This is a genomic window from Pantoea sp. SGAir0184, from assembly GCF_043544755.1.
Genome location: NZ_CP028050.1, coordinates 3977998 through 3991933, shown reverse-complemented (window position 1 = coordinate 3991933; position 13936 = coordinate 3977998). Strand labels below are relative to the sequence as shown.

Genomic DNA, 13936 nt, shown 5'->3' with positions numbered 1-13936 from the left:
GCTTATGGACGTTTCCGATCTGCTTAACGGCTTGAATGACAAACAGCGCGAAGCGGTCGCCGCGCCGCGCAGCAATCTGCTGGTGCTGGCCGGAGCAGGCAGCGGTAAAACCCGCGTGCTGGTGCATCGCATCGCCTGGCTGTTGTCGGTAGAGAACTGCTCGCCTTACTCAATCATGGCGGTGACCTTCACCAACAAGGCGGCGGCGGAGATGCGCCACCGTATCGACCAGCTGATCGGTACCAGCCAGGGCGGCATGTGGATTGGTACCTTCCACGGCCTGGCGCACCGTTTACTGCGCGCGCACCACCTGGATGCCGGGCTGCCGCAGGATTTCCAGATCCTCGACAGCGAAGATCAGCTGCGTCTGCTCAAGCGCCTGATCAAAGCCATGAACCTCGACGAGAAACAGTGGCCGGCGCGTCAGGGCATGTGGTACATCAACGGCAAAAAGGACGAAGGGCTGCGGCCTAAGCACATCGAAAGCTACGGCAACCCGGTGGAGCAGACGTGGCTGCGTATCTATCAGGCGTACCAGGAAGCCTGCGATCGCGCCGGGCTGGTCGACTTCGCCGAACTGCTGCTGCGGGCGCATGAGTTGTGGCTCAACAAGCCGCAGATTCTCAATCACTACCGTGAGCGCTTCAGCAATATTCTGGTGGACGAATTCCAGGACACCAACAACATTCAGTACGCGTGGATTCGCATGCTGGCAGGCGACAGCGGCCGGGTCATCATCGTTGGCGATGACGATCAGTCCATTTACGGCTGGCGCGGCGCGCAGGTGGAGAACATCCAGCGTTTCCTGCAGGATTTCCCAGGCGCGGAAACCATCCGTCTTGAGCAGAACTATCGCTCCACCAATAACATTCTGAAAGCAGCCAACGCCCTGATTGCCAACAACAATGGCCGTCTGGGGAAAGAGCTGTGGACCGACGGCAGCGACGGCGAAAAGATTTCGCTGTATTGCGCGTTCAACGAGCTGGATGAAGCGCGCTTTGTCGTCAATCGCATCAAAACCTGGCATGAAAACGGCAACGCGCTGCAGGATTGCGCCATTCTCTACCGCAGCAACGCCCAGTCGCGCGTGCTGGAAGAGGCGCTGCTGCAGGGCAGTATGCCGTACCGCATTTACGGCGGCATGCGCTTCTTCGAGCGCCAGGAGATCAAAGATGCGCTGGCCTATCTGCGGCTGCTGGCCAACCGCAACGACGATGCGGCATTCGAGCGCGTGGTCAACACGCCGGTGCGCGGCGTTGGCGATCGCACGCTCGACGTGGTGCGCCAGACCGCGCGTGAGCAGCAGCTGACGCTGTGGCAGGCCACGCGCGCACTGCTGCAATCCAAAGCGCTGGCTGGCCGTGCTGCCTCAGCACTGCAGCGCTTCTGCGAGCTGGTGGATGCGCTGGCGACGGAAACCGCTGAGCTGCCGCTGCACGTACAGACCGATCGGGTGATTAAAGACTCCGGTCTGTGGCTGATGTACGAGCAGGAAAAGGGCGAAAAAGGCCAGGCGCGTATCGAAAACTTAGAGGAACTGGTCACTGCCACGCGCCAGTTCAGCTATCAGGACGAAGACGAAGATCTGATGCCGCTACAGGCGTTTCTGTCGCACGCGGCGCTGGAAGCTGGCGAAGGCCAGGCGGACAAGTGGCAGGATGCAGTGCAGCTGATGACGCTGCACTCGGCGAAAGGGCTGGAGTTCAGCCAGGTGTTTATCGTCGGCATGGAAGAGGGCATGTTCCCGAGCCAGATGTCGCTGGACGAAGGCGGCCGGCTGGAGGAGGAGCGTCGCCTGGCGTATGTCGGCGTGACGCGCGCGATGGAGAAGCTGACGCTCACCTACGCTGAAACCCGCCGCCTTTATGGTAAGGAAGTGTATCACCGGCCATCGCGTTTCATTGGTGAACTGCCGGAAGCGTGCGTGGAAGAGGTGCGGCTGCGCGCCAGCGTGAGCCGGCCGGTGAGTCATCAGCGTATGGGCACACCGGTGGCGAAGAGCGACAGCGGCTTTGCGCTCGGGCAGCGCGTGCGCCACGCTAAGTTCGGCGAAGGTACCATTATCAATCTGGAAGGCAGCGGCGAGCACAGCCGTCTGCAGGTGGCCTTCCAGGGCCAGGGCATCAAGTGGCTGGTGGCGGCTTACGCCCGGCTGGAAACCGTGTAGCGCGGTTGCGCTACCTTGACGACTTTTTCGTCTCAGCGTAACATGCGCGCACTATTATCATGAGAGGACAATGCCTTGGACGCGCCCAGTCGATGCTGGCTCTATACCCTGGTTAACAGGGACAATTTCTAAGGCTACCTCTTTAACGCGGGTAGCCTTAGCGGTTATCAGCGACCTCCCTTTTTGATCCCGTCGCACGAGTCAGCACTGATTTACCCTTGAAGCGAAAGTTTCCGCGTTCAGGCTTTGCCGTGCCCGTGGTGCCAGCAGCACTGCGGTTCACCGCCTTGTCCCATGTCGTCTGCAATGGGGAGTATTGCTATGCTGAGCGCATTTAAACTGGAGCGCGATCGCCTGACGCGCATCGAGCTGGAAGACAACAACGACAAACTCAACACCTCGGTGTGGGTCGATCTGATCGAGCCGGACGACAGCGAGCGTGAGCGCGTGCAGTCGGAACTGGGGCAGAGCCTGGCAACGCGCCCCGAGCTGGAGGACATTGAGGCCTCGGCGCGTTTCTTCGAGGACGAAGACGGCCTGCACATCCACTCCTTTTTCTTTTTTGAAGATGCTGAAGATCACGCCGGCAACTCCACCGTGGCGTTTACCATCCGCGAAGATCGCCTGTACACACTGCGCGAGCGTGAGCTGCCGGCGTTCCGCCTGTACCGCATGCGCGCGCGCAATCAGCAGCTGACCGATGGCAACGCCTACGAACTGCTGCTCGATCTGTTCGAAACCAAAATCGAGCAGTTGGCGGATGAGATCGAGAACATCTATAGCGCGCTGGAAAAACTCAGCCGCGTGATTATGGAAGGGCAACAGGGCGAAGAGTACGACGACGCGCTGTCGCGCCTGGCGGAGCTGGAGGATATCGGCTGGAAAGTGCGTCTTTGCCTGATGGATACCCAGCGTGCGCTGAACTTCCTGGTGCGTAAAGCGCGGCTGCCGGGCAATCAGCTGGAGCAGGCGCGCGAGATCCTGCGCGACATCGAATCGCTGCTGCCGCACAACGAATCGCTGTTCCAGAAGGTTAACTTCCTGATGCAGGCGGCGATGGGCTTTATTAACATCGAGCAGAACCGCATCATCAAAATCTTCTCGGTGGTGTCCGTGGTGTTCCTGCCGCCGACGCTGGTGGCCTCCAGCTACGGCATGAACTTTGAGTTTATGCCGGAGCTGAAGTGGAGCTTTGGTTATCCCGGCGCGATTGGCCTGATGATTCTCGCCGGGCTGGCGCCGTATCTCTATTTCAAACGGAAGAACTGGCTGTAAGTTTACCTGGTGCGCATTAATGCGCACCCTACGGGTTAATGCACCGATTGTGTATTAATGCGCACCCCACGGGTTAACGCACCGGTTGTGCATACATACCGTTAACTTCACGCGCGCGTTCTGTTCAACCTGCCAGGCCGTCGTAGGGTCGTCATTCATGACGACCGTCTCCATCGCTATCCGTGTCCTTACCCCTGACGCGCCAGCGCTAATCTGCTAACCTGTTGCCTCAACTCACTTTCTGATTTCCACCTTATGGCGCGTTTCTCTTTGCGGCAGCAGTGGGCGCTGCTGCTGACGGCTTCGCTGGTGCTGGGCTGCCTGTTGCAGCTGTTGCACCTGCCGGCTGCACTGCTGCTCGGTCCGATGATTGTCGGTACCATTATGGGTCTGAGCGGCGCAACCGTGCGCATCGACAAACGGCTGTTCGTGCTGGCACAGGCGGTGCTGGGCTGCATGATCGGCCAGAGCCTGTCGCCTGCGATCCTCTCACCGCTGCTCGATGACTGGCCGGTGGTGCTGGCGGTGCTGCTGCTGACGCTGGCGGCCAGCGGGCTGTCCGGTTTTCTGCTGGTGCGCTTTAGCTCGCTGCCGGGACCGACCGGCGCGTGGGGATCGTCGCCGGGCGGCGCGTCCGCAATGGTGGCGATGGCGGGCGATTTCGGCGCCGACGTGCGGCTGGTGGCGTTTATGCAATATCTGCGCGTACTGTTTGTTGCTACCGCCGCGGCCGTGGTGGCTCGCATCGGCCTCGGCAGCAGCGGTGCTGCTGCCCACATTGTCTGGCTGCCGCCGCTGCACAGTGGCTTCGTGCTGACGCTGCTGGTGATGGTGGCGGGCGCGTGGCTGGGGCAGAAACTGCGTATCCCGTCCGGCGCGCTGCTGCTGCCAGCGCTGATGGGTGCCACGCTGCACGGAACAGGTGTCGCGACGCTGCAGGTGCCGGAGTGGCTGCTGGCACTGGCCTATGCGCTGATCGGCTGGAGCGTTGGCCTGCGCTTTACCCGGCCGATCTTTTTGCTGGCGCTGCGCACGCTACCGCAAATGATCGCCTCGATTATCGGCCTGATGCTGCTGTGCGGGGGGCTGGCGTGGATGCTGACGCGCGTGCTGCACGTCGATCTGATGACCGCTTATCTGGCAACCAGCCCGGGCGGGCTGGATACGGTGGCGATTATTGCTGCTGGCAGCCGGGTCGATATCGCGTTTGTCATGGCGCTGCAGACGCTGCGTCTGTTTACCATTCTGCTCACCGGCCCGGCGATGGCCCGTTTTATCTCACGCTATGCGCACGCGCGTGCGGGCTGAAAACAGCAGCGCGTCCAGAATGAAGATCGCCAGCGCCAGCCAGATGAAGCCGAAGGTCACCATTTTATCCGGCGTCAGGCTCTCACCGTAAAACAGCACCGCCAGCAGGAACATCAGCGTCGGCCCCAGATATTGAAAGAAACCGACCGTCGACAGGCGCAGGCGCGCGCAGGCGGCGGCGAACAGCATCAGCGGAATGGTGGTAATGATGCCGGCGGCGATCAGCTTGAGATTCAGGCTGAGCGGATTGGCGCTGAGGTGGCTGGTGGCGCTGTCGGCAAAGCCAAACAGATAGATGGCCGCCAGCGGGAACAGCCACGCGGTTTCAATCAGCATACCGCTCTGTGCATCAACCTGAATCTTCTTGCGCACCAGCCCGTACAGCGCGAAGCTCAGCGCCAGGCCGAGGCCGATGACCGGCAGCGAACCGAACTGCCACAGCTGCACCAGCACGCCGGTGGCCGCCAGCAGCACCGCCAGCCACTGCAGACGGCGGAAGCGCTCACGCAGAAACAGCATGCCAAACACCACGTTAATCAGTGGGTTGATAAAGTAGCCGAGGCTGGCCTCCAGCATATGCTGATTATTCACCGCCCAGATAAACAGCAGCCAGTTGCCGCCGATAGTCAGTGCGGTCAGCGCCAGCAGCAGCACTTTTTTCGGCTGGGCCAGCACGCTGCGTACCTGACGCCAGCTGCGGCTCAGGGTAATCAGCCCCAGCATAAACAGGGCCGACCAAATCACACGGTGGGTCATAATTTCCGTCGGTGGCACTTCTTTGACCAGCTTGAAATAGGCCGGTGCGATGCCCCAGATAAAGTAAGCGCCCAGCGCATAAAAAATGCCCTGACGCGTTTGTTGCGTATCCATCATCTATTCCAGAAAAGCGGCGAGTGTGGCAGGCCGCACGAAGTTAACCAATAAGATAGGTCGCAGTCGCAGTGGCGATGTAATCGCCCTGCTGATTGTGCAATTCGACGCGCGCAACCGCGACTTTATTCCCGGCGCGCAGCAGGCTGCTGGTGGCGACAAAGCGCTCGCCGCGTCCCGGGCGCAGGTAGTCGACGCGCATATCAATGGTGCCCATGCGTGACAGGCGCTGACGCAGCTCCTCTTCGCTGATGCTCTGCTGGCGCGACAGCGCATGGCTGACGCACACCAGCCCGGCGGCAACATCCAGCACTGAGGCAATCACGCCACCGTGCAGAATCTGCTGCGCGGCGTTACCCACCAGCATGGTTTTATTGGCAAAGCCGAGTTCGGCGTAATCGGCTTCAAGGCGATCCAGCTCAAGGCCCAGTGCCTGATTAAACGGCATGTGATAGACAAAAATTTCGCCAATCAGCCGGCGCGCTTCCTGCTGTGTCAGCATCGGGGATGACATTTTTCCTGCCTTAAGATGTTAAAGAATTGTGTATATTATGCCGCGTTCGCGCCGCTTTCCAGTTTCAGAAATCCGCGCTAATCAACCACCGGGTTTGCGTGTAGAATGGCGTGCTTTTTGAACCGTCGCCCGACGATAACTTTTGCAGCGCTCTGGAGAATTCTATGCGTAAGCAGTACGCCTTGCTGGCCGCGGCATTTATGGTTCCTGCGCTGGCGCAGGCCGATGAAGCCACCGTGAAAGAGGTTCATGACGCACCAGCAGTGAAGGGCAGTATTATCGCTAACCTGCTGGAAAAACACGATAACCCATTCGTGCTTTATCCCTATGAAAATAACTATCTGCTTTACACCTACACCAGCGACATGAATAAAGAGGCGATTTCCTCTTACAACTGGGCAGACAAAGCGAAAAAGGATGAAGTAAAATTCCAGCTCAGCCTGGCGTTTCCGCTGTGGCGCGGCATTTTGGGTGACAACTCGGTGCTGGCCGCGTCGTATACTCAGCGCTCCTGGTGGCAGCTGTCGAACCGGGGGGCTTCATCACCGTTTCGTGAAACCAACTATGAGCCGCAGATTTTTCTCGGCTGGGCCACCGACTATTCGCTGGGCGGCTGGACATTACGCGACGTCGAGCTGGGTCTGAATCATCAGTCAAATGGCCGCAGCGATCCCACGTCACGCAGCTGGAACCGCGCTTACGCCCGTCTGATGGCGGAGAATGGCAACTTCCTGGCGGAAATCAAACCCTGGTATCGTCTGCCGGAAAGTGCCAGCAACGACGATAACCCGGACATCACCAAATACATGGGCTACTACCGCGCGAAGCTGGGCTATATGCTCGGCGACAGCATTTTCAGCGTGGAAGGCAACTACAACTGGAATAGCGGCTACGGCGGTGCCACCTTCGCGTGGAGCTATCCGATTTCTGAACACGTGCGCTTTTACACGCAGCTGTTCAGCGGTTATGGTGAATCCCTTATTGACTATAACCATCGCCAGACGCGTCTTGGCGTCGGCGTAACGCTTAACGATCTGTTCTAACCAGTCAAAACAGGATTACCGTGGCAACATCGGCAGTGCTTAATCAGGAAATGCTGGCGCAGCAGGTATTACAGGATACCTTCGGCTATCAGCAGTTCCGTCCGGGTCAGCAAACCATCATCGAAACCGCGCTGTCAGGGCGCGACTGCCTGGTGGTGATGCCGACCGGCGGCGGCAAATCGCTGTGCTATCAAATCCCGGCGCTGGTGCGCGAAGGGCTGACGCTGGTGGTTTCGCCGCTGATTTCACTGATGAAAGATCAGGTCGATCAGCTGCTGGCGAACGGCGTGGCGGCGGCGTGCCTTAACTCGACGCAGACGCGTGAGCAGCAGCAGCAGGTGTTTGCGGACTGCCGCAGCGGCAAACTGCGGCTGCTGTACATCGCGCCGGAACGTCTGATGATGGATAACTTCCTCGACACCCTGCAGCACTGGAATCCGGTGATGCTGGCCGTCGATGAAGCGCACTGTATTTCGCAGTGGGGCCACGATTTCCGTCCGGAATATGGCGCGCTCGGTCAGCTGCGCCAGCGCATTCCGCAGCTGCCGGTGATGGCGCTGACCGCCACCGCCGATGAAGCCACGCGTAACGACATCGTGCATCTGCTGCAGATGCACGATCCGCTGATTCAGATCAGCAGTTTTGACCGTCCCAACATTCGCTACACGCTGGTGGAGAAGTTCAAGCCCACCGAGCAGCTGCTGCGCTATGTGCAGGATCAGCGCGGCAAAAGCGGCATCATCTACTGTAACAGCCGCGCCAAAGTGGAAGACACCGCTGCGCGTCTGCAGAGTCGCGGTATCAGCGTTGGCGCTTATCATGCCGGCATTGACAGCGAGCAGCGCGCACGCGTGCAGGAAGCCTTTCAGCGTGACGATTTGCAAATCGTGGTCGCGACCGTGGCGTTCGGCATGGGCATCAACAAGCCCAACGTGCGTTTTGTGGTGCACTTCGACATTCCGCGCAATATCGAATCCTACTATCAGGAGACCGGCCGCGCCGGGCGTGATGGTCTGCCGGCGGAAGCGATGATGCTGTACGACCCGGCCGACATGGCGTGGCTGCGTAAGTGTCTGGAAGAGAAAGCGCCAGGGCCGCTGCAGGATATTGAACGCCACAAACTCAACGCCATGGGCGCGTTTGCCGAGGCGCAAACCTGCCGTCGTCTGGTGCTGCTTAACTATTTTGGTGAAGGTCGCCAGCAGCCGTGCGGCAACTGCGATATCTGCCTCGATCCGCCGCGTCGCTATGACGGCCTGGTCGAAGCGCAAAAAGCGCTGTCGGGCATTTATCGTACCGGGCAGCGTTTTGGGATGAGCTATATTGTTGAAGTTTTGCGCGGCTCAACCAACCAGCGCATCCGCGATAACGGCCACGACAAACTGCCGGTGTACGGCCTCGGGCGCGAGCAGAGTCAGGAGCACTGGGTCAGCGTGCTGCGCCAGCTGATCCATCTGGGCATGGTGACGCAAAACATCGCCATGCACTCGGCGCTGCAGCTCACCGAGGCCGCGCGCCCGGTGCTGCGTGCTGAAGTGCCGCTGATGCTGGCGGTACCGCGCACCGTGACGGTGAAAAGCCGCAGCAGCGCGCCAAAAGTCTACGGCGGCAATTACGATCGCAAGCTGTTCGCCAAGCTGCGTAAGCTGCGTAAAGCCATCGCCGACGAAGAGAATATTCCGCCTTACGTGGTGTTTAACGACGCCACGCTGATTGAAATGGCAGAACAAATGCCGGTCAGCGCTTCAGAGATGCTGAGCGTGAACGGGGTCGGTCATCGCAAACTGGAGCGCTTCGGTAAGCCGTTCCTGCTGATGATCAAAGAACATCTTGATGAAGAATAAGGGAAATAAACCATGCTGATGTTATTTGCCACCGTCGCGCTGGTGCATCTGGTTGCGCTGATGAGTCCGGGACCGGACTTCTTTTTTGTCTCACAGACCGCCGCCAGCCGCTCGCGCAAAGAGGCGATGATGGGCGTGCTCGGCATTACGCTGGGGATTGTGATTTGGGCCGGCGTCGCGCTGATGGGCCTGCATCTGATTCTGGAAAAAATGGCGTGGCTGCATGAAATCATTATGGTCGGTGGCGGTCTGTATCTGCTGTGGATGGGCTGGCAGCTGCTGCGCTCGGCGCGTCAGCGTCACAAGCAACCTCATACGGAAGCGCCGGTGGTTGAGCTGCCAAAGCGTGGTATGAGCTTCCTCAAAGGGTTTCTCACCAACCTGTCTAACCCGAAAGCCATCATCTACTTCGGCAGTGTGTTTTCATTGTTCGTGGGCAACGATGTGGGCGCGATTGAGCGCTGGGGCCTGTTCCTGCTGATCGTCGGTGAAACCTTTGCCTGGTTTACCCTGGTGGCGGCGATTTTTGCCCTGCCGTGGATGCGCGATAAGTATCAGCGGATGGCGAAGTGGGTGGACGGTATGGCGGGCGTGCTGTTTGCCGGATTTGGTATTCACCTCATCATCTCCCGATAACATCCCGAACCGTAGCGGCGCAATTTATTGCGCGTTTCAACTGGGCGCGATAAAGCGTGCCGCTACGATCAGTGCAAATCGTTACGCCATTTTACGTGCGCTGGCCAGCAGTGCGCCGACCGCCATAAACAAGCCACCAAACACCCGGTTCAGCAGCTTCATCTGCTTCGGACCTTTGATCCAGCCGGCAATGCGCGTCGCCAGCGTGGCGTAACCAATCATCACAATGATGTCGACCACGATGGTGGTCACGCCGAGCACCAGATACTGCATCAGCTGCGGCTGGTGCGGCACGATAAACTGCGGAAACAGCGCGGCGAGAAACACAATGCTCTTCGGATTGGTGAGATTCACCAGCAGCGCGCGCTGAAACAGACGACGACGCGGCATCGCTTTGGCCACCGCATTGAGATCGATTCCGCCCGCTGAGCGCCACTGTTGAATGCCAAGCCACACCAGATAGGCCGCGCCCGCCCATTTCAGTACCTCAAACGCCAGCACCGACTGCGAAAACAGCGCGCCCAGACCGGCGCCCACCAGCACAATATGCACGGCGAGACCCAGCTGTAATCCGGTAATTGAGGCTGCCGCACCGCGATAGCCGTGGCTGATGCCGGTGCTCATGGTGTTGATCGCGCCGGAACCGGGCGAGAGGCTGAGGATGGTCGTGGTTAACAGGTAGGTTAACCACCATTCAATGGTCATGGGTGACATTCCCTGAAGAGAGTGAAGTGTGACACAATACGCCAGAAAATCGCGCTGCGCTATTAAGTGCAGAGCCGCGTTTGACGTTTTTTCAGGGGGACGGATGCAGCAGCATAAACAGAGTTGGCTCGGACGTGAGCACGCTTTTTCAGCCTTTGCTACCGGTCCGCTGCTCGACTTCTGGCGTCAGCGTGAAGAGTGTGAATTCAGCGGCGTGGGCAATCTGACCATTCGCTATGTGCGCTTCACCTCACCGCAACACCGGCGTGTCATCCTGATTGTGCCCGGACGCATTGAAAGCTACATCAAATACCCCGAGCTGGCCTATGACCTGTTCCACTGCGGCTACGATGTGGTGATTATCGACCATCGCGGTCAGGGGCGTTCAGACCGGCTGCTGGCCGATTCGCATCGCGGTCACGTGGTGGAGTTCAGCGATTATGTCGACGATCTGGAAACGCTGTATCTGAAAGAGATCGTCAGCCATCACTATCAGCAGCGCTACGTGCTGGCGCACTCGATGGGCGGCGCAATTGTGGCGCTGTTTCTGGCGCGTCAGCCGCAGGCCTTCCACGCGGCGGTGTTTTGTGCGCCGATGTTTGGTATCGTGCTGCCGCTGCCGCCGTTTCTGGCGCACCGCATTCTCGACTGGGCGGAAAAGCTGCCCGCGCTGCGCGACGGCTACGCGCTGGGCACCGGACGCTGGCGCGCCAGCCCGTTTGGCATTAACCGGCTGACGCACAGTCGCGAACGTTATCGTCGCAATCTGCGTTTTTATGCCGACGATCCGGCGATTCGCGTCGGCGGCCCCACCTATCACTGGGTGCGGGAAGGGATTCAGGCCGGACGCCATATCCTTAATCAGGTGGCGCAGATTACGACACCGATTCTGCTGCTGCAGGCCAGTGAAGACGACGTGGTGGATAACCGCGCGCAGGATCTGTTCTGTGAAGCCATGGCGGCAGGGGGACATGCGGTGGAAGGCACCACGCCTTACATCATTCAGGGCGCGCGTCACGAGATCCTGTTTGAAACAGACGCCATGCGCGCCGAAGCGCTCAATGCGGTGGTCGACTTTTATCAGCGCCACCGTGACTAATGTATTCTTAGACATCAATACCAGAGGCCTACATGTACCACATCGTTGCATCCGACCTGGATGGCACGCTGCTTTCTCCGCAACATCGTCTGACGCCGTTTGCCCGCACCACGCTACAGGAACTGGTGGCGCGCGATGTGCATTTTATCTTTGCCACCGGACGCCACTACATCGACGTCGGTCAGATGCGCGATAAGCTCGGCATTCCGGCGTATATGATCACCTCAAACGGCGCGCGCGTGCATAACGCCGACGGCGAACTGGTGTTCAGCCACAATCTGGACAGCGATATCGCCAGCGAGTTGTATGGCCTGAAGTATCACGATGAGAAAATCCTGACGCACGTTTACCGCGACGATGAGTGGCACATCAGCCGCCATAATCCGCAGGAAGCGGAGTTTTTCCAGGAATCGGTGTTCACCTATCAGGTGTATCAGCCAGGCATGCTGGCCACCGACGGCATCAGCAAAGTGTTCTTCACCTGCGACGATCCGGAGCATCTGGTTCCGCTGGAACAGGCGATTGAAGCGCGCTGGGGTGACCGGGTTAACGTCAGTTTCTCGCTGCCCACCTGTCTGGAAGTGATGGCTGGCGGCGTCTCGAAAGGGCACGCGCTGGAAGCGGTGGCGAAACAGCTTGGCTATTCGCTGAAAGAGTGCATCGCGTTTGGCGACGGCATGAACGATGTCGAGATGCTGAGTATGGCGGGCAAAGGCTGCATCATGCGTAACGCCCATCAGCGCCTGAAAGATACCCTGCCGACGCTGGAAGTGATTGGCAGCAACGCCGATGACGCGGTGCCGCAGACGCTGCGTAAATTATTCCTCGCCTGAATAAAACGGGCCGGTATTCACCGGCCCGCTCAGATTATGCCTGCTGCTGCTTGTGGCGATGCTCGCTGACCATGGTCAGCAGCAGTAACACCACCGCCAGCACCGATCCGACAATCATCACTAAGAAACCGCCGTCCCAGCCGAAGAAATCCACGGTGTAACCGACAATCGCACTGGCCGCCACCGATCCACCGAGATAGCCGAACAGACCGGTAAAGCCTGCCGCAGTGCCGGCCGCTTTTTTCGGTGCCAGCTCCAGCGCGTGCAGACCAATCAGCATCACCGGACCGTAGATCAGGAAGCCAATGACGATCATGCAGATCATATCTATGCCCGGATTGCCCGGCGGGTTCAGCCAGTAAATGATGGTGGCGATGGTCACCAGCGTCATGAAAAACACCCCGGTGGCACCGCGATTGCCGCGGAATACCTTGTCCGACATCCAGCCGCACAGCAGCGTGCCCGGAATCCCGGCGTATTCGTACAGGAAATAGGCCCACGAGGATTTATCCAGCGTGAAGTGCTTCACCTCTTTCAGATAGGTCGGTGACCAGTCGAGGATGCCGTAGCGCAGCAGATAAACGAATACGTTGGCCAGCGCGATGTACCACAGCAGCTTATTCGGCAGCACGTACTGCATGAAAATCTGCTTCGCCGTCAGCTCCTGTTCGTGGTTCTCGCTGTAATCCGGCGGATAGTCATTCTTCCATGCCTCAATCGGCGGCAGCCCACACGACTGCGGCGTATCGCGCATCAGCGCAAAAGCGATGATGGCGACGAGGATGGCACCAAACGCCGGCATATAGAGCGCAGCTTTCCAGTCGTTAAACCACGCCATGCCGAGCAGAAACAGCAGCGGAGGAATGCCGCCACCCACGTTGTGCGCGCAGTTCCATACCGACACAATGCCGCCGCGCTCTTTCTGCGACCACCAGTGCACCATGGTGCGTCCGCACGGTGGCCAGCCCATGCCCTGGAACCAGCCACACAGAAACAGCAGCACGAACATCACCATGATGCTTGAGGTTGCCCACGGCACGAAGCCCATCACCAGCATCACGGCGGCGGCGAGAATCAGGCCGGCGGGCAAAAATACCCGCGGGTTGGAGCGATCCGAGACCGATCCCATGATGAATTTGGAAAAACCGTAGGCGATGGAGATGCCGGAGAGGGCAAAGCCAAGGTCGCCGCGGGAAAAGCCCTGTTCGACCAGGTAAGGCATCGCCAGCGCAAAGTTTTTGCGCACCAGATAATAGGCGGCGTAGCCAAAGAAAATGCCGAAGAAGATCTGCCAGCGCAGACGACGATAGAGCGGATCGACGCGATCATCCGCCACCTGGGGCTGGTGTGGTGCAGGTTTAAAAATACTCAACATCAGAATGGCCCTCCAAGGGCGCAATATAGTTATCGATTCCCAGCAGGTTGGGGCAAAAAAAGTACGACAGCGAACAGAAAGCAACCTTTCCATTTCGCGCACAGAATAGTGATGGTTACGCGCAGTTACTGTGACGTGTGACACATATGTTACAGTTTTATGGCAATAAAGAGCGATATAAACCAGTAAATGTTGGATTTCGCGCATTTCTGTCAGAGAAAACGGCGCGCTGCCTCATAAAAATCGCCGCCCGTCGGTCAACCCGCC

12 protein-coding genes are annotated in these 13936 nt (G+C 58.9%); 8 read left to right on the top strand and 4 right to left on the bottom strand.

All coding sequences use genetic code 11. The annotated features are described in order from the left end of the window. Positions 1-4 precede the first annotated feature (4 nt). The 3 genes from uvrD to C1N60_RS18850 all read left to right on the top strand — a co-directional run bounded on the left by uvrD (position 5) and on the right by C1N60_RS18850 (position 4750). On the top strand, positions 5-2167 hold the full coding sequence (uvrD, locus tag C1N60_RS18860) for a DNA helicase II (protein WP_141497107.1): 2163 nt from the start codon (positions 5-7) through the stop codon (positions 2165-2167). Between the two features lie 321 nt (positions 2168-2488). Further along, positions 2489-3442: a magnesium/cobalt transporter CorA gene (gene corA / locus C1N60_RS18855; protein ID WP_010617090.1), complete on the top strand. Its 954-nt coding sequence runs from the start codon at positions 2489-2491 to the stop codon at positions 3440-3442. 255 nt (positions 3443-3697) lie between these two features. After that, the gene (locus C1N60_RS18850; protein ID WP_058775517.1) at positions 3698-4750 is read left to right on the top strand and encodes an AbrB family transcriptional regulator; all 1053 of its coding nucleotides are present in this window, start codon (positions 3698-3700) and stop codon (positions 4748-4750) included. On the opposite strand, the gene rarD is transcribed toward C1N60_RS18850, so the two are convergent. Both rarD and C1N60_RS18840 read right to left on the bottom strand, forming a co-directional pair. Beyond that, positions 4721-5620 carry an EamA family transporter RarD gene (rarD, locus tag C1N60_RS18845; protein WP_021506967.1) on the bottom strand — a complete coding sequence of 300 codons (900 nt, stop codon included), beginning with the start codon at positions 5618-5620 and terminating at the stop codon, positions 4721-4723. The two genes, C1N60_RS18850 and rarD, sit on opposite strands and share 30 nt — an antisense overlap. A gap of 43 nt (positions 5621-5663) precedes the next feature. Next, positions 5664-6134, bottom strand: a complete 471-nt coding sequence (locus tag C1N60_RS18840; protein ID WP_031279610.1) for a thioesterase family protein — start codon at positions 6132-6134, stop codon at positions 5664-5666. Positions 6135-6298: 164 nt separating this feature from the next. On the opposite strand from C1N60_RS18840, the gene pldA reads away from it, so the two are divergent. The 3 genes from pldA to rhtC are packed head-to-tail and all read left to right on the top strand — an operon-like array spanning position 6299 to position 9657. Beyond that, on the top strand, positions 6299-7177 hold the full coding sequence (gene pldA, locus C1N60_RS18835) for a phospholipase A (RefSeq protein WP_021506965.1): 879 nt from the start codon (positions 6299-6301) through the stop codon (positions 7175-7177). A gap of 20 nt (positions 7178-7197) precedes the next feature. Beyond that, on the top strand, positions 7198-9021 hold the full coding sequence (gene recQ, locus C1N60_RS18830) for an ATP-dependent DNA helicase RecQ (protein ID WP_058758115.1): 1824 nt from the start codon (positions 7198-7200) through the stop codon (positions 9019-9021). A gap of 12 nt (positions 9022-9033) precedes the next feature. Beyond that, positions 9034-9657 (top strand): threonine export protein RhtC, encoded by a 624-nt coding sequence (gene rhtC / locus C1N60_RS18825; protein ID WP_021506963.1) that lies wholly within the window; start codon positions 9034-9036, stop codon positions 9655-9657. Positions 9658-9738: 81 nt separating this feature from the next. Here the strand turns inward: rhtC and rhtB are convergent, their stop codons facing one another. Continuing rightward, positions 9739-10362 carry a homoserine/homoserine lactone efflux protein gene (gene rhtB / locus C1N60_RS18820; protein ID WP_021506962.1) on the bottom strand — a complete coding sequence of 208 codons (624 nt, stop codon included), beginning with the start codon at positions 10360-10362 and terminating at the stop codon, positions 9739-9741. A 103-nt stretch (positions 10363-10465) separates the two neighbouring features. On the opposite strand from rhtB, the gene pldB reads away from it, so the two are divergent. Together pldB and yigL are read left to right on the top strand one after the other, a co-directional pair. Then, positions 10466-11461 (top strand): lysophospholipase L2, encoded by a 996-nt coding sequence (pldB, locus tag C1N60_RS18815; protein ID WP_394521185.1) that lies wholly within the window; start codon positions 10466-10468, stop codon positions 11459-11461. Between the two features lie 32 nt (positions 11462-11493). Next, positions 11494-12294, top strand: a complete 801-nt coding sequence (yigL, locus tag C1N60_RS18810; RefSeq protein ID WP_058758117.1) for a sugar/pyridoxal phosphate phosphatase YigL — start codon at positions 11494-11496, stop codon at positions 12292-12294. A 34-nt stretch (positions 12295-12328) separates the two neighbouring features. On the opposite strand, the gene glpT is transcribed toward yigL, so the two are convergent. Next, positions 12329-13669, bottom strand: coding sequence for a glycerol-3-phosphate transporter (gene glpT, locus C1N60_RS18805; protein WP_021506959.1), 1341 nt, complete (start codon positions 13667-13669; stop codon positions 12329-12331). Between the last annotated feature and the right edge of the window lie 267 nt (positions 13670-13936).